This is a genomic window from Halomonas cerina (assembly GCF_014192215.1).
Taxonomy (GTDB): domain Bacteria; phylum Pseudomonadota; class Gammaproteobacteria; order Pseudomonadales; family Halomonadaceae; genus Halomonas; species Halomonas cerina.
Genome location: NZ_JACHXP010000010.1, coordinates 46,047 through 68,743, shown reverse-complemented (window position 1 = coordinate 68,743; position 22,697 = coordinate 46,047). Strand labels below are relative to the sequence as shown.

Sequence of the window (22,697 nt, the reverse complement as noted above, 5' to 3'; positions counted from 1 at the left end):
CCGCGGGAAGCCTCGCCCACCCGGGCGGGGAGCAGTCACCTAGAAGCAGCCACCCGATATCACCCTCGCCTCGTTACAGCGTGATCACCTGATCGGGTGGGTTGCCGGCGAGGGCGGCGTAAAGGTCGGGGAAGCAGCCGATGGGAATACCGGGTATCAGCCGGTCGGCGATCTCGCGCTCGTAGCAGCACCGATCGCAACCCATGAGCAGCATGCCGCTCTGCTCGGCGACGGCATGCAGGCGCTCGCCGATGGGGTTACCATCCACCAGCACATAGTTGTAGTCCTCGAAGAAGAACATGCCGACCACCTCGGCGCCATGCCGACCCTCTTCCAGTTGCGGAAGAATCAGGCGGGCAAGTACGTGGGAGACGTTATGGCGCTGGGTGGCAAACAGGTAGGCGACCTTCATGATGGTCTCTCCTGGGGGAAGGTAGGAATGGCGGCGCGGACTTCTGGGAGCAGTCGGCATCACCTCCTAGGTCTCCTGTCGTACCAGCTCGATCAGGCTGCCGTGACGGATCATGTCGATCTGGCGTCGGCTCAGGTCGTGGCGCATGGTATAGCGCTGATCGCGAGTCCTGTTGTGGAGCGTGATGTCCTCACCACTGTCGAGGGCGGCGATGATATCGTCCAGAGCCAGCTCGTCGCCCTGCTCGATGGCCTCGAGATCCTCGGGGTCGGTGAAGGTCAGCGGCACCACGCCGAAGTTGGCCAGGTTCTGCCAGTGGATGCGTCCATAGGAGAGCGCGCATACCGCGCGCAGCCCCAGGTAGCGCGGGGCGATGGCGGCATGCTCGCGGCTCGAGCCCTGGCCGTAGTTCTTTCCGGCGATGATGAAGAAGCCGTCGCCCTGCAGATCATGGGCACGCTGGCTGAAGTCGCCGTCGACGGCCCGGAACACGTGCTCGGCGATGGCCGGGATGTTGCTGCGCAGCGGCAGCACCTCGGCGCCGGCGGGCATGATCTCGTCGGTGGAGACATCGTCGCCGAGCTTGAGCAGTACCGGCCCGGTGAAGGAGGCGGGGATGGGCTTGAACGCCGGCAGCGACTTCACGTTGGGTCCCTTGATCAGTTCCACCAGGCCGCTGTCCTCGGCAGGGGCGAGCAGCATCTCGCGGTTGACCGCCACCTGCTCGGGCTCGCGAAAGCGCGGGTAGTCCATGTCCAGGTCACGCGGGTCGGTGATCTTGCCGGTCAGGACCGAGGCGGTGGCGGTCTCCGGGCTGCACAGAAATACGCGGTCCTCGGGGGTGCCGGAACGCCCCGGGAAGTTGCGCGGCACGGTGCGCAGGCTGTTGCGTCCACTGGCCGGGGCCTGGCCCATGCCGATGCAGCCATTGCAGCCGGCCTGGTGCAGGCGGGCGCCGGCCCGAATCAGGCGTGTCAGGTAGCTCTCGTTGGAGAGGATCTCCAGGATCTGGCGTGAAGTGGGGTTGACGTCGAACGATACCCCGGGGGGGACCTGACGGCCTTCGACCATCATCGCTGGCACGGCGAAGTCGCGAAGCCCGGGGTTGGCCGAGGAGCCGATATAGGCCTGATAGATCTCCTCGCCGGCCACCTCGTGTATCGGACGGACATTGCCGGGGCTGCTGGGCAGGGCGATCAGCGGCTCCAGCGTCGACAGGTCGAGCGATACATGCTCGTCGTAGTCGGCGCCGTCGTCGGCGAGCAGTTCCTGCCAGTCGTCGCCGCGTTCCTGCTGTTCCAGGAAGCGCTTCACTTCGCCATCGGAGGGAAATACCGAGGTCGTGGCCCCCATCTCGGTGCCCATGTTGGCGATCACGTGGCGATCCATGGCACTCAGGCTATCGAGGCCGGGGCCGTAGTACTCGAACACCTTGCCCACTCCACCCTTGACGTCGAAGCGGCGCAGCATCTCCAGAACCACATCCTTGGCGCTGACCCAGTCGGGCAACTCGCCGGTCAGCTCCACGCCCACCACGTCGGGCATCTTCAGGTAGAGCGGCTTGCCGGCCATGGCCAGGGCCACTTCCAGCCCGCCCGCGCCGGTGGCGAACATGCCCAGGGCACCCGCCGCCGGCGTATGGCTGTCCGAGCCGACCAGTGTCTTGCCGGGGATGCCGAAGCGTTCCTGATGGACGGGGTGGCTGACCCCGTTGCCCGCCGGGCTGAACCAGACGCCGAACTTGCGGCAGGCGCTCTGCAGGAACAGGTGGTCGTCGGGGTTCTTGAAGTCCTCCTGGAAGAGGTTGTGGTCGACATACTGGGCCGAGAGTTCGGTGCGCACCCGATCGAGCTGCATGGCCTCGAACTCCAGCATCACCAGGGTCCCGGTAGCGTCCTGGGTCAGCGTCTGGTCGATGGCCAGCCCGATCTCCTCGCCCGCCACCATATGGCCACTCAGCAGGTGCGCATCGATCAGTTTCTGAGTCACATTGAGTCGCGTCATGACACCTCCTGGCTATCCCTCATTTTAGTCTAGCCGAGCCTGGGCCGAGGTCAGGCATGGATCGGGGATAAGGGGGGCGGTGGCAAGGATGCTATGGTGTGAGAACGGTTCCTGCCGACAGAGAGGTCACTCATGCGCATCAGGGTGCTGTCCGACCTGCACCTGGAACACTTCGACGGGGGGCGCGAGCTGCCGGAGGTGGCGGCCGACATGGTGATCCTGGCCGGCGACATCCACCGTGAGACCGAAGGCCTCGCCTGGGCCGCCGAGCGCTTCGTCGGCAGGCCGATCCTCTATGTGCCCGGCAACCACGAGTTCTATGCCACCTCCATGCCGGCCCTGCGTGCCGAACTGGCCGTCGAGGCCGAGCGCCAGGGGGTTCACCTGCTGGACAACCGCAGCCTGACCCTGGGCGGGATACGTTTCCATGGCACCACCCTCTGGACCGATTTCGCCCTGCATGTCGATCGGCCGGATCACGACCCGGCGCTGATCGAACAAACCGCGCGCTGTCTGATGCCGGACTTTCGCATCATCGAGCAGCCGGAAGGAGAGGTGTTCAGCCCGGCGGAGAGCCGACGGCTGCATGCCGCGGCCCTGGCCTGGCTCGAGGCCGAACTGGCGCGTCCCTTCGCCGGGCCGCGGGTGGTGATCAGCCACCATGCCCCGCTGGCCGAGTGCATTCCGCCCCGCTACCGAGACGACGACCTCTCGCCGGCCTTCGCCTCGCACCTGCCGCGGCTGATGGGGCGGATGGCGGTCTGGATCCACGGCCATGTGCACGAGCCGGTAACGCGGGAGGTGAACGGCACCCGGGTCATCGCCAATCCCGGCGGCTATCCGGACGAGTTCGACCCGCCGCTGTTCCGTCCCGAGCTGGTGATCGAGGTGTGACACCTCCTACCTGGAGATCGCGATGCCGAACCTCTTCGACGCCATTCCGGACCGTCTCGACGACGAGCGGTTCGAGACCCTGGTCACGGGCGAGGCAGTGCGGGTGGAGCGCATCGTCTCGCGGGGCCACACTTCGCCGACCTCGGGCTGGTATGACCAGGCCTGGGACGAGTGGGTGATAGTGCTGAAGGGCGAGGGCGAGGTCGTCTTCGAGGACGGCGAGGCGGTCAGGTTGCGCCCGGGCGACCACCTGCAGATTCCCGCCCATCGTCGGCATCGGGTGGCCTGGACCGATCCCGAGCGCGACACCATCTGGTTGGCGGTGCACTATCCTGCCTGAGGCATTCACCGGCCCGGTGCCGCCGTCTCACCTGTCGGCTTACCCGGCTCGGCGACCCCGAACTGCAGTTCCGCCAGATGGCGGTAGAGCGTGCTGGTCGCGAGCAGTTCGTCGTGCCGGCCGGCGGCCACCAGGCGCCCGCCGTCGAGCAGCAGCAGACGGTCGGCGGCCACCACCGTGGCCAGGCGATGGGCAATCACCACGCTGGTGCGGTTTTGCATCAGACGGTCGAGGGCCTGCTGCACCTGGCGCTCACTCTCGGCGTCCAGGGCGCTGGTGGCCTCGTCCAGCAGCAGGATGCGTGGGTTCTTGAGCAGCGCCCGGGCGATGGCCAGGCGTTGGCGCTGGCCCCCGGACAGCTGGACTCCGCCGGGGCCAAGGGGTGTGTCGAAACCCTGTGGCAGGGCCTCGATGAAGGCCAGGGCGTTGGCGTCTCGGGCCGCATCGCGAAGTGCCTCAAGGGGGGCATCGGGCCGGCCATAGCGCAGGTTCTCGGCGGCGCTGCCGGTGAACAGCACCGGCTCCTGGGCCACCAGGCCCATGGTCGAGCGCAGTACCCGCGGGTCCAGGTCTCGCAGGTCGAGACTATCCAGGCAGATTCGCCCTACATCCGGGTCGTAAAAGCGTAACAGCAGGCTGAGTAGGGTGCTCTTGCCGGCGCCGGAGGGGCCGACCAGGGCCACGCGCTCGCCGTGTCGGACATGCAGGTCGAGGGCATCGAGGGCCGGCTGGGAGCGCCCAGGATAGGTGAAGCGCACCCCCTCCAGGCGCAAGTCGCCGGCCACGGGCGTGGGCAAGTGGGTCGGCTGGGCCGGCGCCCGGATGCGGGGCCGCGCCGTCAGCAGCTCCAGCAGACGTTCCGCGGCGCCGGCCGCCCGCTGCACATCGCCGGCTACCTCGGCAAGGGTTGCCACGGCGCCGGCCGCCAGCACCGCATAGAAGACGAAGGCCGACAGCTCGCCAGCGGTCAGGGTGTCGGCCAGTACCGACTGGCCACCCTGCCACAGCATGATCCCCACGGCGATGAACACCACCAGTACGGCGATACCGGTGAGCCAGGCCCGCTGGCGGGTGCGGGCCACGGCACTGCCGAATGCCTCTTCGACGCGCGCCCCGTAGTCCCGCCGCTCGATCTCTTCATGGGTGAAGGCCTGTACCGTGCGGATGCCGGCCAGCGACTCGCCGGCATAGCGGCCGAGTTCGGCCACCCGGTCCTGGCTGTGGCGCGAGAGGCGACGTACCCGACGACCGAACCACAGGATCGGCAGCACCGTAGCGGGGATCCCCAGCAGGACCAGCGCCGAGAGCCAGGGCTGGGTCACCAGCATCAGGGCCACCGCGCCGACCAGCATCACCAGGTTGCGCAGGGCCAGCGAGAGCGACGAACCGAACAGGCTCTGCAGTACACTAGTGTCGGCCGTCAGCCGGGAGGCGATCTCGCCGGCACCGCCGCTTTCTCCCTTTGCGTGCTCGAAGAAACCGGGCTCGAGGGTGAGCAGGTGGTCGAATACCCGGCGACGCAGGTCGGCGGCCAGCCGCTCGCCAATCCAACTCACCAGGTAATAGCGCAGCGCCGAGGCACCGGCCAGCACGGCCACCACGGCGAGCATCATGACGAGTGCCTCGTTGAGGCGGGCGCGGTCTTCGGCAAGAAAGCCCTGGTCAATCACCAGGCGCAGCCCCTGGCCGAGCAGCATCACGCTGGCCGCGGCGAGGAACAACATCAGGCCGGCCACCAGCAGCCGCCGACGGTAGGGTCGCAACATGCCCAGCAGGCGCAGCAGGATTCGCGGATCGGGGTGGGCGCTCATGAGCGGGCTCGGCATCGGCAGTGGGTAGCCAAGATACCAGTGTGCCAAGGGACCTGCATGGCGACAGGGCACGACGCCGCTCGACTTGATCCTCTGCCGGGTCGGCGCCATAGTCGGGGCCAGCAATGCCGGTTCGGAGCCTCCCCATGTCAGACGCCCAGATGCCAGACTTCTTGAAGATCCCCTGCCCTCATTGCAGCGCCCTCAATCGGGTCGCCCACTCACGGCTGGAGGAGGGGCCGAGATGCGGAAAGTGCAAGGCGGCGCTGTTCACCGGTGAACCGGTGGCGCTGACCTCGGACAACTTCGAGGCCGTCGTCAACCGCAGTGAGCTGCCGGTGGTGGTGGACTTCTGGGCCAGCTGGTGCGGTCCCTGCAAGATGATGGCCCCGATCTTCACCGAGGTGGCCCGGGAGCTTGAGCCCCGGCTGCGCTTCGCCAAGCTCGATACCGAGGCCGAGCCAGGGCTGGCCGGCCGCTTCGGTATCCGCAGCATCCCCACCCTGATCGTGTTCAGGCAGGGCCAGGAGGTGGCTCGCCAGCCCGGGCTTCTGCAGGCGCCGCAGTTGCGACATTGGCTGCAGTCGCAACGGGTATGAGGCGCGGCGGTGTCCCAGTGAAGGGAACGCCGGGTGCCTCGGGCGACATGACCACGACCCGATTGCGCCCACTCGCCTTGCCGGCATAGAGGGCCCGGTCGGCGCGTTGCAGGCTCTCCTCGAGGCCGGTTTCGCTGTCGTCGACCCGGCTGATACCGATCGTGATCGTCAGCGGGAGGCAAAGGCCGTCGACGTCCAGTGGCTGGCGGCAGATGGCGTGGCGCAGTCGCTCGGCAATGTTCCGGGCAGTGATCAGGTTGGCCAGCGGCAGGGCGATGATAAACTCCTCCCCCCCATAGCGGCCGATGATATCGCTCTCGCGAAGCACCGACTGGCAGCGGGCGGCCACCATGGTCAGAGCCAAGTCACCGATGGCGTGGCCATGGCGGTCATTGATGGCCTTGAAATGGTCGATATCGACCATGCACAGGGAGAGGGGCGTGCCGTCACGGTTCGCCCGGCGACGCTCCTGCTCGGCGAGTTCGAAGAAGCGCCGCCGGTTGGCCACGCCGGTCAGGGGGTCGATCCTTGCCATGTGGCGCAGGCGCTCCTCCAGGAGGTTGCGTTCGGCGATCTCCACCTCGAGTCGGCGATTGGTGTTTCGCTCCTCCAGCAACAGGGCAAACTGTTCGCGCTGCAAACGGCCCAGACGGTTGACGGTCATCCAGCCCAGCAGGTTGACGAAGGCCATCAGCAGCAGACTGGTGGCCAGCAGGGACGAGGGCAGGATGGACCAGAGCAGCATGGCGACGATGCACCCCGAGACCAGATAGGCGTTACCGGCCAGCCTCCAGGGTAGGCGGTTGGGCACGAATAGGTAGAGGACCATACTGACGGAGACGACGGAGGCGAGGTGGAGCAGGGCACCCTCCGGGTTCAGGCGAAAGGTCATCAGCAGGCCAGTGATCGTCAACAGGCACACCACATTGATCGGCAGGGTGCGTTGTGCCAGTGAGGGGCGTTGCCAGACCGCCATGGCCAGCAGCGCACAGGCCAGGGCGACGGTCAGCCGCATGGCCATCAACGCCGTGAAGGCCTCGTCGGCCTCGACCAGGGTGTAGTCGGCCAGGCTGAAGGTGAGGAACAGACAAGCGATCACCCACAGCGCATGACGCATCTGGCAGGCATCGTGCGCCTGCATGCTGCGTCGGAAGAAGGCCTCGAGCGCGGGGTCACAGAACTCGGCGCGCCAGTCCAGGCGTTTATTCACTCGGTGATCGATTGACTCGGCAGCCATGCGTCACGTTCCTTTGAAGTCCTCGTCTTCCTCGGCAACAGAAAGCACTGACGCATTCCTGTTTCCGGCGACGTAGAGGCCATAGGGGGCGTATCCCTCGCAGTGCAGAAGGACAGGCCCCAGCAAGCATGGTCATGAATCTTTCAGGATGCCAGTGACCTAGAGAGGATATCGCGGATATATGGCGTGACTTGTAAGTTATTGCTTACTGCGGAAGTTTTAAGTGTAAATTGCTAATATTTAAGTCTTTATCCTGCCTTGCTTCCTAGTTTTTCCAGTCGTGTGAACCACTTGTTCGCTGCCTTCTCGTTCAGGGATTCGACCGAGCCGATCAAGGTCTCACGCACGGGCGAGAAGCCCACGAAACCCAGCACATTACGTTCGAGGGCCTTGATGCTGTGTGCCCGGTAAATATGCCGATAGATGGCTGCCGGCATGCCCATGGTGACCACGACCCGGGCCGACCGGCCCTTGAGCCCCTTGCGTCCCAGGGGATTGCCCTCCACGTATTCGAAGGCGAAGTGCGGGCGCATCACTTGCTCCAGGAATCCCTTCACCAGCGCCGGCATATCACCCAGCCACAGCGGGAAGACGAGCGCCAAGTGGTCGCACCACGCGATATCTTGCTGCACCGCCGCAAGCCCCTCCGAGACGCGGCCCTCCTTCCAGTCTTCAGCGCTGCGCAACAGGGGAAAGTCCAGGCGGGTGATAACCGCCTGTCTGACCTCGTGCCCTGCCTCCTGGGCACCGGCGATGTAGTGGTCAGCCAGAGCATGGCAGAGGTGGGACGCCGCCGGGTCGGGGTGGCCCTGAAGAAGCAGGATGCAGCGAGTCATGGCAGGCCTCCGGGTTGCAAAACGATGCGCTATCAGCATAGCTCCCTGGTGTCGGCTCGCCGTGGAAAGGCGGCGATGATACCGCACTGGCACCGACCCGCCGAAGCCCCGCACAGCCGACTGAGCTCCCTCACCGAGGGCATCCGGCTCACGGCTTGAGGCGGTAGCCGCTGCGGAAGATGACGTTCACCACCACCAGGCAGATGCCGAGGAACAACATGATCATCGCCAGGCTCGCCCAGATGCTGACGTCACCCATGCCGTAGAAGCTCCAGCGAAAGCCACTGACCAGGTAGACCACCGGGTTGATCAGGGTCACCGCTTGCCAGAAGGGGGGCAGCATGTCGATGGAGTAGAAGGTGCCGCCGAGGAACGTCAGTGGGGTGATCACCAGCAGCGGTACCAGCTGCAGCTTCTCGAAGCCGTCGGCCCAGATGCCGATGATGAAGCCCAGCAGGCTGAAGGTCAGAGCGGTGAGCACCAGGAACAGCAGCATGATCCCCGGATGGGCGATGGAGAAGGGCACGAACAGGCTGGCCGTGGCCAGCACGATCAGTCCCAGGATCACCGACTTGGTGGCCGCCGCGCCGACGAAGCCCAGTACGATCTCGAAATACGAGATCGGTGCCGAGAGGATCTCGTAGATCGACCCCGAAAAGCGGGGGAAGAAGATGCCGAAGGACGCGTTGGAGACGCTCTGTGTCAGCAGCATCAGCATGATCAGCCCGGGCACGATGAAGGCACCGTAGCTCACCCCGTCCACCTCGCTGATGCGGGTGCCGATGGCGGCACCGAACACCACGAAGTAGAGCGAAGTGGAGATCACCGGTGAGATCACGCTCTGCAGCACGGTACGCAGGCTGCGGGCCATCTCGGCCAGATAGATGGTCTTCACGGACTGCAGGTTCATGCCTTCTCCCGAACCAGGCTGACGAAGATCTCCTCCAGCGAGCTCTGTCGCGTATGGAGGTCTTTGAAGTGGATGCCGGCTTCTTCCAGATCGGCCAGCAGGTCGGCGATGCCGGCCTGGTCGTCGTCGCCGTTATGGCGGCCGTCGTAGGTGTAGACCAGGGCGTGGCCGTCATCGGCCAGCCTCAGGTCGTGGTGGGCCAGCCGCTCGGGCACCGTGGTGAGGGGTTCGCGAAGGTGCAGGGTCAGCTCCTTGCGGCCGAGCTTTCGCATCAGCTCGTGCTTCTCCTCCACCAGCACCAGCTCACCGGCACGAATCACGCCGATGCGGTCGGCCATCTCCTCCGCCTCCTCGATGTAGTGAGTGGTAAGGATGATGGTCACGCCGTTGTCGCGCAGGCCACGCACCACCTCCCACATGTCGCGGCGCAGTTCCACGTCGACCCCGGCGGTGGGCTCATCGAGGAACAGGATCTCCGGCTCGTGGGCCAGCGCCTTGGCGATCAGCACCCGGCGCTTCATGCCGCCAGACAGGGTAATCAACCGGTTACGGCGCTTGTCCCACAGGGAGAGTGATTTCAGTACCTTCTCGATATGGACCGGGTCCCGGGGCTTGCCGAACAGCCCGCGGCTGAAGCTCACCGTGTCCCATACCGTGGAGAAGGCCTCGCTGGTCAGCTCCTGGGGCACCAGACCGATGCGCGAGCGCGCTTCGCGGAAATGGCGGACATTGTCGTAGCCGTCGACGGAGACGTGCCCGGCGCTGGCATTGACCAGTCCGCAGATCACGCTGATCAACGTGGTCTTGCCGGCGCCGTTGGGGCCGAGCAGGGCGAAGATCTCGCCACGGCGAATCGCCAGGTCCACCTCTTTCAACGCCTGGAAGCCACCGTCATAGACCTTTGAGAGCCCCTCGACGGCGATCACCGGGGTATCACTCAAGCTCGATGTCCCCCATAAACTCGACGTCCAGGTCGAGTCCCGCCACCTTGAGCGTGACGATGGCAGGCAGCGACTCGTTGCCTTGGAGGCGGCCTTCGTCGAGGGCTTGCTGCACCGCCTGCTCGATCTGCTGCTGGGACTGGACCCCAACGGTCTTCAGCAGCTTGCGGATGCTGTGCTTGAAGGTCTCGTCATTCATCTGCGTTCCTCCTGTCGGATGGCATACTTCCCCATCCTAGCGCGACTGGCGAAATGATACAGGGGCTGTACAAGAAAAAGCCGTGCATGGAGGCCATGCACGGCGCCAACCGAGGTGGGCGACTGCTCAGCGGCGGCTGGTGATCTCTAGCAGGTGGTAGCCGAACTGGGTCTTCACCGGGCCGTGAACCTGGTTCAGCTCGCCTTCGAACACCACCCTGTCGAACTCGGGAACCATCTGTCCCGGGCCGAAGGTACCGAGCTCGCCACCCTGTTGGCCGGAGGGGCACCGGGAATGCTCACGGGCCACCTCGGCGAAGTCGCGGCCGCCCTCGATCTCGGTCTTGAGTTCATTGCACTTCGCTTCGCTGTCCACCAGGATGTGGCGTGCGCTTGCCTGGGTCATGGGGTTCTCCAAAGGATGACTGGCGTGATCGGCCTTGAGGCTGCGAGCGTAGCATGCTTTGTTGCCCCTCGGGACACTCGACGGCTCCCGGCGCTGCCCGTTTCTTTCGGCACTGCTACCTTGCAAGGGTCATCGCACGCCTGGTCGATGAGTCGCCGGCGTCGGCCAACGTCTGCAGGGGAGGGCCGTCGACATGAGATGGCAGGTCGTCATCGCGGGGCTCGGGGTGCTGCTGGTTATCGTCCTGGTGACGCTTTTCGCCGGCTACTGGCTCATCATGCACATGCCGGGCACCTCCTACCGCGTCACACCGCCGCCCTTGGACGCCGAGGGGATAGCCCTGCGTGATCGCCTCCGCGGCCATGTCCTGATCCTGAGCCAGCGGATCGGCGAGCGTCACTACTGGCGGCCCGATAAGCTGCGCGAGACGGCCACCTATATCGAACGCCAGTGGCGTGACGCCGGCCTCGATCCCGTCCGGCAGGCCGTTCCGGCCCGCGGTACCCGCTTCGATAACATCGAGGTCAGGCTGGCGGGGGATGGCGCGGAACGCGCCACGCTGATCATCGGTGCCCACTACGACACGGTGCGTGGCAGCCCCGGCGCCGACGACAATGCCTCCGGTGTGGCCATCCTGCTGGAGGTGGCAAGACGCCTGCAGGGCACGGCACTCGACCGCCCCGTCCGGCTGGTGGCCTTCGTCAACGAGGAGGCGCCGTTCTTCGGCAGCCCGGCCATGGGCAGCCTGGATCTGGCGCGCCGGTTGCGTGACGCGAACGAGGAGGTCTTGGGCATGATCTCCCTGGAGATGCTGGGCTACTACACCGATGCTCCCCACAGCCAGCGCTACCCGCCACTCGTCGGCTACTTCTATCCCGACACCGGCAACTTCGTGGCCGGGGTGGGCAACCTGGCGTCAAGGGCCTGGGTGAGGCGAGTCGTCGGCGCCCTGCGCCGGCATGCCACGCTGCCTACCGAAGGCCTGGCCGTGCCCACGCAACTCGTTGGCGACATCCAGCGCTCGGATCACTGGGCGTTCTGGACGATGGGCTATCCGGCCATGATGCTTACCGATACCGCCGACTTCCGTACTCCCTACTACCACGGTCCCGGTGACTCGCCGGATACCCTGGATTACCCGGCCATGGCCCGGCTGGCCGAGGCCCTGGCGGCGGCGATCATCGACCTGGCGACGCAGTGAGGGCAGTCACTTCACGGCAGACCGCACGCCTGTCAGCCCTCGGCCCCGATCGTCAATCTCAGCGCCTGCAACCCGTCGAGTTCCAGGCGGATTTCCTCCGAGAACAGCGGATGGCCGGTGAGCCGCAGATCGAGGGTGGCCGCGGCGCCCTGGTAGGTGACCTCGGCGGTGATCCGCGCGTCGCTACCCAAGGGCGCGAGAGGGCTGAAGTCGACACCTTCCACCTCGACGGCGGTGAGGCCCAGCCCGTCGAGGCGTTCATCGACCGCCTGTTGCACCGTCTCGCCGTAGTAGACATAGAGCCCGCCGTAGGCCAGTCCGGCCAGCAGTATCAGAGAAAAGATGAAACGACCCATGGCCTCCTCCTTGGTGACGTATCGAGTCGGGGGTTATATCACAGGCAAGGCGTTAGCGTGGTCGCCAACCTCCTTCGCGGATCACCGGACAGCCCGTCACAGGATGGTTGTAGAGGTAGAGCCAGGCGGGGCCGAAGGCGGTGGGATGGATGGCACGATGGTAGTCACCGGCCCAGGGGGTGCGGAGCCGGTAGTCCTCTAGCCGGTCGAGGCCGGCCAGCAGCGGTGCGGTGACCCGGAATACCTCGACCTCGACGCCTCGGGAAGGCTCGGGCTTGGCGGCGGGATAGGGCCCCAGATCATAGAGGGTGGCCGTGGTCAGGCGGTCCTCGCCCAGGAACTCGGCGCTTTTCAGCCAATGATGGTTGCGCAGCCCGCGCTTCAGGGTGCCGTAGACGGCGACCAGGGGAGTGCGAGTGACGGCGATGGCGGGTGCGGACATGGCCGGTCTCCTAGGCAAGACCCGACGGGAAAAGGTCGACCAGTCTAACCCGGTGTACACGAGTTTGCCTTCTACCGGCCGCCGGACGACGTGGTCCGATAGGCGCTGCTTTCTCGCCTTGTCGCCTTCACTCTCGCTCGTCCCGCGTCGAACGCAGCAGGACTCGGTCCAGGCCCCGGGTGCTCAGGACACGTTTCAGTGCCGTGAACAGGTGGGTGGGCAGGGTCACCGCGTAGCGAGGCCGTGGGCGCTGGCTCTCCAGGGCGTGGATCAGCTTGGCCACCACTGCCTCGGCCTCCAGGGTGAAGGGCGCCCTGCCTTCGCGGTTGGCCAGGCGGGCCTCCACGCGACGGTAGGTGGTGGCATGGGCGCTGTGCGTGGGATCGATGTTCGCCTTGAAGGCCCGGTAGGCGTTCTCTCGGAAGCGGCTGGTGATGGGGCCGGGCTGGATCAGGCTGACATGGATGCCGCTACCCCGAAGCTCCTGGCGCAGGGTGTCGGTGAGCCCCTCGAGAGCGAACTTGGAGCACACATAGGCGCCGCGATAGGGCAGGGCGGCGAAGCCCAGCACCGAGCTGTTCTGCACGATGCGACCCTGTCCCTGGGCGCGCATCGCCGGCAGCACCCGGGTGGTAAGCTCATGGGTCCCCAGCAGGTTGGTCTCCAACTGGGCCCGCAGCACCGCCCGTGACAAATCCTCCACCGCACCGGGCTGGCCGTAGGCGCCGTTGTTGAAGAGTGCCGTCAGGCGTCCGCCGGTGCGCTCCAGCACTTCGTCGACCGCGGCCTCGATCGAGGGGCTGCTGGCAAGGTCCAACGGCAGGGCCTCCAGGCCCTCCTCGACGAGCCGGGCGACATCCGCCTCGGCCCGAGCCGTGGCGAAGACGCGCCAGCCGCGGGCGGACAGGGTGTGGGCCGCGGCATGACCGATACCGCTCGAACATCCCGTGATCAGTATGCTCGGCGTTGCCGAGTCTCGCGAGTGTGCCACTGTCGTCTCCTAGCGGATCGCCATCGCCGTCTCCGGCGAGACGCCTTGGGCCAGGGCCGCGTCCTGCTCGGCCTTCAAGGCACGCTGGAAGGCCTCGCGGGCCTGCAGGCGCGTCCAGTACTCGCGCACGCCCGGCTTGAAGCGCGCATCCAGCCCCAGGTGGCTGGCCAGCAGCAGGGCATAGCCTACCGAGACATCGGCGGCGGTGAAGCGGCCCGCACACAGGTAGCGTTCGCGCTCCAGGCGCGGTTCCAGGGTGCGCAACCGGGAGAGGAACCAGCGGCTGTAGTCCTCCACCACCTGGGGCTGGCGCCGCTCGGGTGGCTCGAAGTGGGCGTAACGCAGCACCAGGGTCTGTGGAACGGTGAGCGTCGCCTCGCCGAAGTGCAGGAAGTTGAGGTAGTCGGCGAAGCCCGGTGCGTCGCTGGCCACCTCCAGGCCTGCCTCGGGGTGGCGGGCGGCGAGGTACTGGCAGATCGCCGCCGACTCGGTCATGCCGACCTCGCCGTCGAAGAAGGCGGGCACCGTGCCCAGCGGGTTGGTCTCGAGGAAGGCCTCGTCGCGTACCCGTGGCGGGAAGTCATGCATGCTGAGTGCATAGGGCAGCCCCAGCTCCTCGAGCATCCAGAGGGGGCGGAAGGAGCGGGCGCTGATGCAATGATGGAGCCTGATCATGGGATGTCCTGTCCGGGTGGTGGGGGTCATCTGTCGCGGGGCAGGAAAACATGACGCCTTCTGTGCCTTGCTTTCCATCCCGGTGAGCGTAGGCGACGGTCGAGGGACCCGGGAGAGATCTTGCGCCGGGTTCGATGACGCCGCTGCCCTCTACGCCTTATGTTGATTGCCATCCGGCCGGTCAGCTGCGCTAGTCTGGGTGCGGCATCTGACCGGATGCACAACTTTTTCTGTTCCGACTTTACCTTGTTCCGACTTTCTCTATCAGACCGGAGGTGACGCCATGGCACAAGACCCCTGCCTGGGCATCCTGTTGCCCGATGACGGGCCGGATGACTATGAGTGGTATACCGTGAGTGGCGAAGGCAGCGAGCTGCCGCGGATCGCGGTGGGCAAGATCCCGAGCGACGGCCACCACGCCCTGACGGCGCTGCTGGCGCTAGGCGCCGTGGAGCGCCTGGCCCCGGCCGGCGAGGCGCTCGTGGGGGAGAGCGGCGCCCGGGCGGTGGTCTGGGCCTGCACCAGCGCCAGCTTCATCGGCGGATTCGACTGGAGTCGCGAGCAGCGCGACGCCCTGGAGCGGCGGCTGGGAGTGCCGGTCACCAGCACGGCGCTGGCCTTCCTCGAAGCGCTGGGCGCGCTTGGCCATGATCGGGTGGACCTGCTGAGCCCCTATCCCGATGACGTCACCCTGCGGCTGGTGAGCTTCCTGCGTGAGGGCGGCGTCAGCGTGGTCGACGACAAGGCGCTGGATTGCCCTTATGCCGCCGATTCGAACCGGGCCGACCTCCGCGGTGAAGTGCGACGCTTCTGTGCCCGCTACCCGGACACCTCGCGACCGCTGCTGGTGCCGGACACGGCGATCAATTCCCTGCATTTGCGCGAAGTGCTGGTCCGGGAGGCGGGCCGCGAGATGCTGACTGCCAACCAGGTGACTCTGTGGGCCGGGCTCAAGCGGCTGGCCTGGTCATCACGGCCGGTTTCCCTGCTGGGGCGCCTCGCCGACCGCTGAGGCCCGGTCGGCCTTCCGGCAAGGCTGATGCCGGCGGCGCCTCCATCGCCATGGCAAGGCACCGCCGATGCAGGCCAGGTGACTGAGCTCAGGCCGACCCGTGGCGGTTTTCCAGCAGCGGTGCCCCCAGGTGCCGGGCCAGGCCATTGGCCCCGTTGCGCATCATGGCGTGGTGGCTCCAGGCGAACAGGGGACGGGCGAGGGGAGCCAGCAGGTTCATCCAGCGCGGTGTGGTCGTCACTCGCCACAGGTAGCGTACCTCGGTGGTGGCACCGCTCTCGGCGAACTCCCAGCGTCCCAGGCCTTCCAGATCACCGTGAGCCTCGGCCTCGATCAGCCGCCTCGCCTGTACCCGGGTGACGCGCACCTCGAACCGCAGACGATAGCCCAGGCGGCTGCGCCAGGTATATCGGTAACGCCGGTCGATGCCGCTGGCTTGTCCGTCACTCAGGGATTCCACGGCGATGAGCCCCGGCCACCAGGTCGGCCATTGTGATGGCTGACAGAGGGCCTGGTAGACCTCCTCGAGGGGCGCGGCGAGTCGCCACCGGGTCTCGAAGCGGTAGTGCGTCATGCCCACCGTGCCCTAGACCCGGGCCAGGCGCGCTTGCAGCCAGCGATACCAGGCCGCCAGCCCGTCGCCTCGGGTAGCGGAGAGAGACAGCACATCGATGTCGGGATTGACCCGTCGTGCGTAAGCGATGCAAGCCGCCACGTCGAAGTCGACGTAAGGCAGCAGGTCGAGCTTGTTGAGGATCATCAGTCGGGCGGCCCGGAACATGTGGGGATACTTGAGCGGCTTGTCGGCGCCCTCGGTCACCGACAGGATCGCCACCTTGGCGGCCTCGCCGAGATCGAACAGGGCGGGACACACCAGGTTGCCGACGTTCTCGATCATCACCAGCGAATGGCGGGGGGGATTGAGTTGCCCCAGGGCGCGGGCAAGCATCTCGGCGTCCAGGTGACAGCCGGTGCCCGTGTTGACCTGTACCGCGCGACAGCCGGTGGCCCGGATACGTTCGCTGTCGAACAACGTCTCCTGGTCGCCCTCGACCACGCCGATCGGCAGGCCGTCGCCCAACTCCCGCAGGGTGCGTTCCAGCAGGGTCGTCTTGCCGGCGCCCGGGGAGCTCACCAGGTTCAGGGCCAGGATGTGCCGCGTGGCCAGCCAGCGGCGATTGCGCTCGGCCAGGCGGTCGTTGGCGGCCAGCACCGCCTGCTCCAGAGGCACGGTGGTGCCGTGGGCCCGGGCATGCCTCTCGGCCGGGGCCGATGGTGGCGCGGGGGACGGATCGGCCGGTTCCTGTCGGGGCACCTGGCCGTCCGGCCTTTCCAGATGCAGGATCCTGCCGGTGGCCGGGTCGGTGAGGGTGGCGTGGGCGCCGGTGGAACAGCCGCAGGTGGTACACATCAGTCAGCCTCCTCGATGTCCATCGAGCGGATCCTGAGCTCGTCGCCCCCCTGGGGAGGGGTCAGGTGGACCGAGCCGCAGGGGCAGCAGGAGAGCGGGTCGTGCATGATCACCTCGCCGCCACAGTCGCGACAGCGGCTGATACCGGGCAGGCGGATGATCTCCAGCTCGGAGCCCGCCAGCGGGGTGGCGTCGGTGACGATCTCGTAGCAGAAGCGCAGGGCCTCGGGCATCACGCAGGTCAGGGTGCCGATCTCCAGGGTCACGCACAGCACACGGGCGTTCCCGGCGCGCGCGCGGCACGCCTCGACGATGTTCCGGGTGATGGCGAGTTCATGCATAAGCGCACTTCCCCGTTCGTGGCGCCGGCTCAGCAGATGCGCGGCAGCTGTTCGCCGACCAGCATGTCGACGATGCGCCCGCCGCCGAAGCCGGTATGCAGGATCACCCTGCCCGCCGGGCCGTCTCTGATCTCGCCGATCAGTGCGGCGTCGCGTCCCGCCGGGTGGGCGCGCATCGCCGCCAGGGCGGTGTCGGCACAGGCCGCGGGCACCACGGCCACCAGCTTGCCCTCGTTGGCGTAGTACAGCGGGTCGAGCCCGAGGATCTCGGAGACGCCCCTGACCGCTTCGCGTACGGGTAGCGTCGCCTCATCGAGAGCGACGCAGGCCCCGGCCGCCAGGGCGAACTCGTTGAGCACCGTGGCCAGCCCTCCTCGTGTGGCGTCGCGCAGGCAGTGCACCTCGGGGCAGGCCTCGAGCAGGGTGGTGACCAGGCCGTTCAGCGGCTGGCTGTCGCTCTCGATGGGCACCTCCAGGGCCAGGTCGTCGCGCGCGGCGAGGATCGCCACGCCATGGTCGCCGATGAAGCCGTTGACCAGGACCTTGTCGCCGGGGCGGGCCCGCTCGGCGGCGATCTCGACCCCCGGCGCGATCATTCCGACCCCGCTGGTGTTGATGAACAGCTTGTCGGCCGATCCGCGCGGCACGACCTTGGTGTCGCCGGTGACAATGGACACCCCGGCGGCGGCCGCGGCCCGCTGCATGGCGCCGGCGATGGTCCGCAGGTCGGCGATCGGGAAGCCCTCCTCGAGGATCACGCCACACGACAGGTACAGGGGGCGGGCGCCGCCGACCGCCAGGTCATTGACGGTGCCGTTGACCGCCAGCTCGCCGATGTTGCCGCCCGGGAAGAACAGCGGGTCGACCACGTAGGTGTCGGTGGTGAAGGCCAGGCGATCGCCGTGTCGCGTCAGGTCCGCCAGCGCAAGGCGCGCCTGGTCCTCCAGCGGTGCCAGGGCCGGGTTGTCGAAGGCGCCGACGAAGACATCGTCGATCAGGTCACGCATGGCCTTGCCGCCGCTGCCGTGAGCCAGGGTGATGGTGTCGCCGCGGACCTTGCCGCGGCGGAGGCGACGACCGGGAGTCGGCCGATGGATGGCATCCGTCATGGCTGGCCTTCCCCGAGAACGTCGACCAGATCGAGGCGACCATACCGGTAGACCGCCGCGCAAGCGCCCTCGGAGGAGACCATCAGGGAGCCCAGCGGGGTCTCCGGGGTGCAGGCGGTGCCGAACACCTTGCACTGCGAGGGCTTGATCGCCCCCTTGAGTACCTCGCCGCACTGGCAGGCCTTGGGATCGGCGATCCTGAGGTTGGGCACCGAGTACTTGCGCTCGGCGTCGAAGCGCGCATAGGCATCGCGCAGCCGCACCCCGGAATGGTCGATGGAGCCCAGTCCGCGCCACTCGAAGAACTCGCGCAACTGGAAGACTCGCTGCACGGCCTGCAGGGCGGCGGCGTTGCCGGCCTCGGGCACCACCCGCTGGTACTGGTTCTGCACCTCGCAGCGGCCTTCATCGAGCTGCTTCATGACCATCCAGATCGACTGCAGGATATCCAGCGGCTCGAAGCCGGAGACCACCAGCGGCTTGCCATAGTGCCGGGCGATGAAGGCGTAGGGGGCGTTGCCGATGACCATGCTGACATGGCCCGGGCCCAGGAAACCGTCCAGGGTCATCTCCGGCGAGTCGAGAATCGCCTTGAGGGTGGGGATGATGGTGATGTGGTTGCAGAACACTGCGAAGTTGTCGAGGCCCTCGGCCTCCGCGCGCAGCACGGTCAGCGCGGTAGAGGGCATGGTGGTCTCGAAGCCCAGGGCGAAGAACACCACCTCGCGGTCGGGATGGTCGCGGGCCAGCGCCAGGGCATCCATCGGCGAGTAGACCATGCGGACATCGGCGCCCTCGGCCTTGGCCTGCATCAGGCTCTTCCTCGAGCCGGGCACGCGCATGGCATCGCCGAAGGTGGTGAAGATGATGTTGGGGTGTTCGGCCAGGGCCACGCCGTCATCGACGCGGCCCATGGGCAGTACGCACACCGGGCAGCCAGGTCCATGGACCAGCTCGATCTCCCGGGGCAGCAGCTGCTCGATACCGTACTTGAAGATCGAGTGGGTGTGGCCGCCGCAGACCTCCATCAGCTGCAGCGGGCGCCGGCGGCAGACGGGGTTGCGCGCCACCAGCGCCTCGATGCGCTGGATCAGCAGCCGGGCCTTGTGAGGATCGCGAAATTCGTCGACATACTTCATGGGGGCGTCTCCAGTCCGCCGCGTTCATCGGCAAGCAGGGTATGCACGAGGTCCCAGAGGATGTGGTAGGTGGCCACATGCACTTCCTGCACCCGGTGGATGCTGTCGGTGGCCACCACCAGGCAGTGATCGAGCTCGGCACAGCGGACCATCTCACCGCCATCGCCGCCGGCCAGGCCGAGGGTGGTCAGGCCCATCTCGCGGGCCTTGGCGTAGGCCTTGAGCAGATTGTCCGAGTTGCCGCTGGTGGAGAATCCCATCAGGCCGTCTCCAGGACGGCCCAGGGCGATGAGTTGGCGCACGAAGACATGCGCGAAGCCCACGTCATTGCCCACCGCGGTCAGCATGGTCGGATCGCTGGCCAGGTTGATGGCGGTGAGCGCCGGGCGACCGGTGGTGATGGGGTGCAGGAACTCCACGGCGAAGTGGGCGGCGTCGCAGCTCGAGCCGCCGTTGCCCATCGCCAGCATGCGCCCGCCGCGACGGTAGACGGCGGCGATGGCACGGGCGGCCTCGACCACCGCCTGGCCGTTGCGGGCGAAGAAGTCGCGCTTCACCTCCAGGCTGTGGGCCGCCTTCTGGTGCACGGACTCCAGCAAGGCGGCATTCACCGCGTCGGGATCCTGGCGATCGCCGTGCAGGAAAGGATAGAGATCGCGCAAGGGGTCGGTGTCGTCAGCCATGTCGGTCTCCGCGAGCCGGTGTGTCCTGCCGCAGGCAGGGTTCCTCGTTCATCTCGCCTAAGGCCTGGAGCAGCTCGAGGGTCTTGAGGGCCTCGTCCTCGTCGAGCCGGCTCATGGCGAAGCCGACGTGCACCAGTACCCACTCGCCGACACAGGCGGCGTGCGGTCGCCCCTCCACCACGCAGGCGATGTTGATGGCGCGGCGGGTGCCACCGATCTCCACCGTCGCGGTATCGGTCGCGGCATCGACGATGGCCACGATCTGGCCGGGAATGCCTACACACATGATGAGCTGTCCTCTGGGGGGGCGAGGGTGCGCGCGGCGGCGACAATGGCCTGCCCCAGGCTCAGGCCGCCGTCGTTGGTCGGGACCCGCTCGTGGCGCAGCACCTGCCAGCCGCGCGTCTCGAGCCGCTGGATCAGCGCCTCGCCGAGCACCGCGTTCTGGAAGACGCCGCCGGACAGCGCGATGCGTCCGGCCCCGATCACGCCATGCTGGCCCTGCAGATGGTCCACCATCGCCGCCAGACCGTCGGCCAGGCCGGCATGGAAGCGCGCCGCCATGACGCCAATCGGCAGGTTCCGGCACAGGTCGTCGAGCAGGGACTGCCACATCGGCTGCGGCTCGAGGCGAGGCAGGCCGTTCTCGGTGACGATGGTGAACGGGTAGGCGTGGCCGTCGTCCAGCGCCCGGGGATCGACGGCGGCTTCCAGCTCGATGGCCGCCTGGCCCTCGTAGCTCACCGTCAGGCACAGACCAAGCAGTGCGGCCACGGCGTCGAAGAGTCGGCCACAGGCGCTGCTCGAGGGGCTGTTGAAGCCGCTGTCGAGCATGCAGGCCAGGGTTGCCAGCGGCTGGTCCTCCAGCGCCTGGAAGAACGCCAGATGACGATGGTCGGCCGCCAGTGCGGCCCAGTCGAAGCCACGGTAGAGGTGGGCATAGGCCAGGCGCCAGGGCTGACGAATCGCCTGGGTACCGCCGGGCAGGGCGACCGGTGCCAGGGAGGCGAGGCGCCGATAGCCGCGGTAGTCGGCAAGCAGGAGCTCCCCGCCCCACAGCGTGCCGTCATCGCCATAGCCGGTGCCATCGAGGGCGATGCCGAGCACCGGGGCGCTGTTACGGGCAAGGCCGTTGTCGGCCAGGCAGGCGGCGAGATGCGCATGGTGGTGCTGGACTTCGACCAAGGCGAGGCCCTCGGCGGCGGCCCGGTCGCGGCCTTCCCGGCTGGAGCGGTAGTCGGGGTGGGGGTCGATCGCCAGCACCTGCGGGCGATGGTCGAACAGCGCCAGGTAGCGTGCCAGGGTCGGGAGGTGGGCGGCGTCAACAGTGGCGTCATGGCGGTTGCCGAGATGCGCGGAGAGGAGCGCCTGAGCATCCTTGAGCAGGCAGAAGGTATGCTTGAGCTCACCACCCAGGGCCAGCACCGATGGGGTAGCTTCGAAGCCGGCAGGCAGGGCGAGGGGCGTCGGCACGTAACCGCGGGCACGTCGCAGCAGGGTGGGGACCCCGGCCACCCAGCGCACCACCGAGTCGTCGAGGCGATCGACGATGTCGCGGTCGTGCAGCAGCAGGGCGTCGGCAATGCCGGCCAGGCGCTGGCGCGCCTCCTGGTTGGTCCGGCATGGCGGTTCACCGGCCCGGTTGCCGCTGGTCAGCACGATGGGCGCCTCGAGGTCGGCCATCAGCAGGTGGTGCAGGGGTGACGCGGGCAGCATGACGCCGTAATGGCGCTGGCCGGGCGCCACGCCCCGGGCGAGGGTCTCGGGACCCTCGGCCGCGAGCAGCACGATGGGCGCGGCCGGACCCTGCATCAGGGCGTGTTCGTCGTCGGTCGGCCGGCAGTAGCGCCGCAGCATGGCGACATCGCGGACCATCAGCGCCAGGGGCTTGTCGGGACGCCGCTTGCGCTGTCGCAGTCGCGCTACCGCCGCGTCGTGGGTCGCGTCCACCGCCAGGTGAAAACCGCCGATGCCCTTGATGGCCACGATATGCCCGGCCTCGAGCAGTCGCTGCGTGGCCGCGAGGGGGTCGGTATGCGGCGCGAACGGCTCTGCGCCGGTGGCTTCCAGCCACAGTCGTGGGCCGCACGCCGGGCAGGCAGTGGGCTGGGCATGGAAGCGGCGGTCTGCCGGGTCGTGGTATTCGGCACGGCAGCGCGGGCACAGGGGGAAGGCCGCCATGCTGGTGGCGGCGCGGTCATAGGGCAGCGCGTGCACGATCGACAGGCGCGGACCGCAGTGGGTGCAGTTGGCGAAGGCATAGCGGTAGCGGCGATCAGCGGGGTCGAACACCTCGGCGAGGCAGGCGGCACAGGTCGCGGCATCGGCCACGATCCCGGTATGCACCTCGCCACCGGCGCTGGTGGCGATGTGAAACCTCGGTGGCGGTGGCCCGTCGTCGAGCGGCGTGGTCTCGAGCGAATCGATGCGCGCCAGTGGGGGCGCCTCGTCAGGCAGGCGACGGCGAAAGCGCTCGCGGACCGCGCGCTCGCCCCAGAGGCGGATCAGCACCCCCTCGGCATCGTTGCGGACCTCGCCGGTGAGCCCGAGGTCGCGTGCCAGGCGCCACACCGCGGGGCGAAAGCCGACCCCCTGCACCAGCCCCCGAACCCGAATCGCCTCGCCACCGACACCGACCGCCGAGGCCAGAGGCCCGGGGTGTTGCATTGCTGTCGCCACGTTGCTCTCCCGTGTCGCCATGCCGCTCTGCCGGTCACCCTCCGCCACGTCGCGGATCGCGCCGCTGCAT

The 22,697-nt window shown here is 67.4% G+C and carries 26 protein-coding genes; 5 read left to right on the top strand and 21 right to left on the bottom strand.

All coding sequences use genetic code 11. The features are described from left to right. Positions 1-73: 73 nt before the first annotated feature. Positions 74-412, bottom strand: a complete 339-nt coding sequence (locus FHR94_RS11270; RefSeq protein ID WP_183325818.1) for a SaoD/DsrE family protein — start codon at positions 410-412, stop codon at positions 74-76. Positions 413-478: 66 nt separating this feature from the next. Further along, the gene (locus FHR94_RS11265) at positions 479-2,416 is read right to left on the bottom strand and encodes an aconitate hydratase (protein WP_183325817.1); all 1,938 of its coding nucleotides are present in this window, start codon (positions 2,414-2,416) and stop codon (positions 479-481) included. Between the two features lie 132 nt (positions 2,417-2,548). On the opposite strand from FHR94_RS11265, the gene FHR94_RS11260 reads away from it, so the two are divergent. Further along, entirely contained in the window at positions 2,549-3,310 is a 762-nt protein-coding gene (locus FHR94_RS11260; protein ID WP_183325816.1) for a metallophosphoesterase, read from the top strand. Between the two features lie 22 nt (positions 3,311-3,332). Beyond that, positions 3,333-3,650 carry a cupin domain-containing protein gene (locus tag FHR94_RS11255; RefSeq protein ID WP_183325815.1) on the top strand — a complete coding sequence of 106 codons (318 nt, stop codon included), beginning with the start codon at positions 3,333-3,335 and terminating at the stop codon, positions 3,648-3,650. A 5-nt stretch (positions 3,651-3,655) separates the two neighbouring features. Here the strand turns inward: FHR94_RS11255 and FHR94_RS11250 are convergent, their stop codons facing one another. Continuing rightward, on the bottom strand, positions 3,656-5,461 hold the full coding sequence (locus FHR94_RS11250; RefSeq protein ID WP_183325814.1) for an ABC transporter transmembrane domain-containing protein: 1,806 nt from the start codon (positions 5,459-5,461) through the stop codon (positions 3,656-3,658). Between the two features lie 146 nt (positions 5,462-5,607). On the opposite strand from FHR94_RS11250, the gene trxC reads away from it, so the two are divergent. Beyond that, positions 5,608-6,060: a thioredoxin TrxC gene (trxC, locus tag FHR94_RS11245; protein ID WP_425485371.1), complete on the top strand. Its 453-nt coding sequence runs from the start codon at positions 5,608-5,610 to the stop codon at positions 6,058-6,060. Here the strand turns inward: trxC and FHR94_RS11240 are convergent. The 6 genes from FHR94_RS11240 to FHR94_RS11215 form a co-directional block, all read right to left on the bottom strand. Continuing rightward, complete coding sequence (locus tag FHR94_RS11240) at positions 5,975-7,297, bottom strand: GGDEF domain-containing protein (protein WP_183325813.1); 1,323 nt, start codon at positions 7,295-7,297, stop codon at positions 5,975-5,977. The genes trxC and FHR94_RS11240 overlap by 86 nt on opposite strands. Before the next feature lie 248 nt (positions 7,298-7,545). Continuing rightward, complete coding sequence (locus FHR94_RS11235; protein ID WP_183325812.1) at positions 7,546-8,133, bottom strand: NAD(P)H-dependent oxidoreductase; 588 nt, start codon at positions 8,131-8,133, stop codon at positions 7,546-7,548. Positions 8,134-8,281: 148 nt separating this feature from the next. Then, a complete protein-coding gene (locus FHR94_RS11230) occupies positions 8,282-9,043 on the bottom strand; it encodes an ABC transporter permease (protein WP_183325811.1) in 762 nt (253 codons plus the stop codon). Continuing rightward, positions 9,040-9,984 (bottom strand): ABC transporter ATP-binding protein, encoded by a 945-nt coding sequence (locus FHR94_RS11225; RefSeq protein ID WP_183325810.1) that lies wholly within the window; start codon positions 9,982-9,984, stop codon positions 9,040-9,042. Before FHR94_RS11225 ends, FHR94_RS11230 begins: the two co-directional genes overlap by 4 nt. After that, a complete protein-coding gene (locus tag FHR94_RS11220) occupies positions 9,977-10,183 on the bottom strand; it encodes a DUF6494 family protein (protein ID WP_183325809.1) in 207 nt (68 codons plus the stop codon). The genes FHR94_RS11225 and FHR94_RS11220 overlap by 8 nt, the downstream gene beginning before the upstream one ends. Before the next feature lie 126 nt (positions 10,184-10,309). Then, the gene (locus FHR94_RS11215) at positions 10,310-10,588 is read right to left on the bottom strand and encodes a peptidylprolyl isomerase (RefSeq protein ID WP_183325808.1); all 279 of its coding nucleotides are present in this window, start codon (positions 10,586-10,588) and stop codon (positions 10,310-10,312) included. Positions 10,589-10,781: 193 nt separating this feature from the next. On the opposite strand from FHR94_RS11215, the gene FHR94_RS11210 reads away from it, so the two are divergent. After that, positions 10,782-11,789: a M20/M25/M40 family metallo-hydrolase gene (locus FHR94_RS11210; RefSeq protein ID WP_183325807.1), complete on the top strand. Its 1,008-nt coding sequence runs from the start codon at positions 10,782-10,784 to the stop codon at positions 11,787-11,789. Between the two features lie 32 nt (positions 11,790-11,821). Here FHR94_RS11210 and FHR94_RS11205 read toward each other — a convergent pair whose 3' ends face one another. From FHR94_RS11205 to FHR94_RS11190, 4 genes are all read right to left on the bottom strand, one after another. Further along, positions 11,822-12,145 (bottom strand): hypothetical protein, encoded by a 324-nt coding sequence (locus tag FHR94_RS11205; protein WP_183325806.1) that lies wholly within the window; start codon positions 12,143-12,145, stop codon positions 11,822-11,824. 52 nt (positions 12,146-12,197) lie between these two features. Then, positions 12,198-12,587 (bottom strand): gamma-glutamylcyclotransferase family protein, encoded by a 390-nt coding sequence (locus FHR94_RS11200; protein ID WP_183325805.1) that lies wholly within the window; start codon positions 12,585-12,587, stop codon positions 12,198-12,200. 127 nt (positions 12,588-12,714) lie between these two features. Continuing rightward, a complete protein-coding gene (locus tag FHR94_RS11195; RefSeq protein ID WP_343064666.1) occupies positions 12,715-13,578 on the bottom strand; it encodes an SDR family oxidoreductase in 864 nt (287 codons plus the stop codon). Positions 13,579-13,587: 9 nt separating this feature from the next. Then, positions 13,588-14,253 carry a glutathione S-transferase family protein gene (locus tag FHR94_RS11190; protein WP_183325804.1) on the bottom strand — a complete coding sequence of 222 codons (666 nt, stop codon included), beginning with the start codon at positions 14,251-14,253 and terminating at the stop codon, positions 13,588-13,590. Between the two features lie 283 nt (positions 14,254-14,536). On the opposite strand from FHR94_RS11190, the gene FHR94_RS11185 reads away from it, so the two are divergent. Further along, complete coding sequence (locus FHR94_RS11185) at positions 14,537-15,265, top strand: aspartate racemase/maleate isomerase family protein (RefSeq protein ID WP_183325803.1); 729 nt, start codon at positions 14,537-14,539, stop codon at positions 15,263-15,265. A gap of 88 nt (positions 15,266-15,353) precedes the next feature. On the opposite strand, the gene FHR94_RS11180 is transcribed toward FHR94_RS11185, so the two are convergent. The 8 genes from FHR94_RS11180 to hypF are packed head-to-tail and all read right to left on the bottom strand — an operon-like array spanning position 15,354 to position 22,627. Then, positions 15,354-15,839 carry an SRPBCC family protein gene (locus tag FHR94_RS11180; RefSeq protein ID WP_183325802.1) on the bottom strand — a complete coding sequence of 162 codons (486 nt, stop codon included), beginning with the start codon at positions 15,837-15,839 and terminating at the stop codon, positions 15,354-15,356. Positions 15,840-15,851: 12 nt separating this feature from the next. Further along, entirely contained in the window at positions 15,852-16,676 is an 825-nt protein-coding gene (hypB, locus tag FHR94_RS11175) for a hydrogenase nickel incorporation protein HypB (RefSeq protein WP_183325801.1), read from the bottom strand. After that, on the bottom strand, positions 16,676-17,017 hold the full coding sequence (locus FHR94_RS11170; protein ID WP_183325800.1) for a hydrogenase maturation nickel metallochaperone HypA/HybF: 342 nt from the start codon (positions 17,015-17,017) through the stop codon (positions 16,676-16,678). Before FHR94_RS11170 ends, hypB begins: the two co-directional genes overlap by 1 nt. Before the next feature lie 29 nt (positions 17,018-17,046). Continuing rightward, a complete protein-coding gene (hypE, locus tag FHR94_RS11165) occupies positions 17,047-18,126 on the bottom strand; it encodes a hydrogenase expression/formation protein HypE (RefSeq protein WP_183325799.1) in 1,080 nt (359 codons plus the stop codon). Then, positions 18,123-19,265 (bottom strand): hydrogenase formation protein HypD, encoded by a 1,143-nt coding sequence (gene hypD, locus FHR94_RS11160; RefSeq protein WP_183325798.1) that lies wholly within the window; start codon positions 19,263-19,265, stop codon positions 18,123-18,125. The genes hypE and hypD overlap by 4 nt, the downstream gene beginning before the upstream one ends. Further along, on the bottom strand, positions 19,262-19,948 hold the full coding sequence (locus tag FHR94_RS11155; protein WP_183325797.1) for a D-sedoheptulose-7-phosphate isomerase: 687 nt from the start codon (positions 19,946-19,948) through the stop codon (positions 19,262-19,264). Before FHR94_RS11155 ends, hypD begins: the two co-directional genes overlap by 4 nt. Next, complete coding sequence (locus FHR94_RS11150) at positions 19,941-20,234, bottom strand: HypC/HybG/HupF family hydrogenase formation chaperone (protein WP_183325796.1); 294 nt, start codon at positions 20,232-20,234, stop codon at positions 19,941-19,943. The genes FHR94_RS11155 and FHR94_RS11150 overlap by 8 nt, the downstream gene beginning before the upstream one ends. After that, positions 20,225-22,627 (bottom strand): carbamoyltransferase HypF, encoded by a 2,403-nt coding sequence (gene hypF / locus FHR94_RS11145; protein ID WP_221188459.1) that lies wholly within the window; start codon positions 22,625-22,627, stop codon positions 20,225-20,227. The genes FHR94_RS11150 and hypF overlap by 10 nt, the downstream gene beginning before the upstream one ends. Positions 22,628-22,697: the final 70 nt, after the last annotated feature.

Excerpts from the sequence above, each read along its gene's own strand:
- FHR94_RS11270 (WP_183325818.1), bottom strand. The coding sequence starts at position 412 with ATGAAGGTCGCCTACCTGTTTGCCACCCAGCGCCATAACGTCTCCCAC.
- FHR94_RS11265 (WP_183325817.1), bottom strand. The coding sequence starts at position 2,416 with ATGACGCGACTCAATGTGACTCAGAAACTGATCGATGCGCACCTGCTG.
- FHR94_RS11260 (WP_183325816.1), top strand. The coding sequence starts at position 2,549 with ATGCGCATCAGGGTGCTGTCCGACCTGCACCTGGAACACTTCGACGGG.
- FHR94_RS11255 (WP_183325815.1), top strand. The coding sequence starts at position 3,333 with ATGCCGAACCTCTTCGACGCCATTCCGGACCGTCTCGACGACGAGCGG.
- FHR94_RS11250 (WP_183325814.1), bottom strand. The coding sequence starts at position 5,461 with ATGAGCGCCCACCCCGATCCGCGAATCCTGCTGCGCCTGCTGGGCATG.
- trxC (WP_425485371.1), top strand. The coding sequence starts at position 5,608 with ATGTCAGACGCCCAGATGCCAGACTTCTTGAAGATCCCCTGCCCTCAT.
- FHR94_RS11240 (WP_183325813.1), bottom strand. The coding sequence starts at position 7,297 with ATGGCTGCCGAGTCAATCGATCACCGAGTGAATAAACGCCTGGACTGG.
- FHR94_RS11235 (WP_183325812.1), bottom strand. The coding sequence starts at position 8,133 with ATGACTCGCTGCATCCTGCTTCTTCAGGGCCACCCCGACCCGGCGGCG.
- FHR94_RS11230 (WP_183325811.1), bottom strand. The coding sequence starts at position 9,043 with ATGAACCTGCAGTCCGTGAAGACCATCTATCTGGCCGAGATGGCCCGC.
- FHR94_RS11220 (WP_183325809.1), bottom strand. The coding sequence starts at position 10,183 with ATGAATGACGAGACCTTCAAGCACAGCATCCGCAAGCTGCTGAAGACC.
- FHR94_RS11215 (WP_183325808.1), bottom strand. The coding sequence starts at position 10,588 with ATGACCCAGGCAAGCGCACGCCACATCCTGGTGGACAGCGAAGCGAAG.
- FHR94_RS11210 (WP_183325807.1), top strand. The coding sequence starts at position 10,782 with ATGAGATGGCAGGTCGTCATCGCGGGGCTCGGGGTGCTGCTGGTTATC.
- FHR94_RS11205 (WP_183325806.1), bottom strand. The coding sequence starts at position 12,145 with ATGGGTCGTTTCATCTTTTCTCTGATACTGCTGGCCGGACTGGCCTAC.
- FHR94_RS11200 (WP_183325805.1), bottom strand. The coding sequence starts at position 12,587 with ATGTCCGCACCCGCCATCGCCGTCACTCGCACTCCCCTGGTCGCCGTC.
- FHR94_RS11190 (WP_183325804.1), bottom strand. The coding sequence starts at position 14,253 with ATGATCAGGCTCCATCATTGCATCAGCGCCCGCTCCTTCCGCCCCCTC.
- FHR94_RS11185 (WP_183325803.1), top strand. The coding sequence starts at position 14,537 with ATGGCACAAGACCCCTGCCTGGGCATCCTGTTGCCCGATGACGGGCCG.
- FHR94_RS11180 (WP_183325802.1), bottom strand. The coding sequence starts at position 15,839 with ATGACGCACTACCGCTTCGAGACCCGGTGGCGACTCGCCGCGCCCCTC.
- hypB (WP_183325801.1), bottom strand. The coding sequence starts at position 16,676 with ATGTGTACCACCTGCGGCTGTTCCACCGGCGCCCACGCCACCCTCACC.
- FHR94_RS11170 (WP_183325800.1), bottom strand. The coding sequence starts at position 17,017 with ATGCATGAACTCGCCATCACCCGGAACATCGTCGAGGCGTGCCGCGCG.
- hypE (WP_183325799.1), bottom strand. The coding sequence starts at position 18,126 with ATGACGGATGCCATCCATCGGCCGACTCCCGGTCGTCGCCTCCGCCGC.
- hypD (WP_183325798.1), bottom strand. The coding sequence starts at position 19,265 with ATGAAGTATGTCGACGAATTTCGCGATCCTCACAAGGCCCGGCTGCTG.
- FHR94_RS11155 (WP_183325797.1), bottom strand. The coding sequence starts at position 19,948 with ATGGCTGACGACACCGACCCCTTGCGCGATCTCTATCCTTTCCTGCAC.
- FHR94_RS11150 (WP_183325796.1), bottom strand. The coding sequence starts at position 20,234 with ATGTGTGTAGGCATTCCCGGCCAGATCGTGGCCATCGTCGATGCCGCG.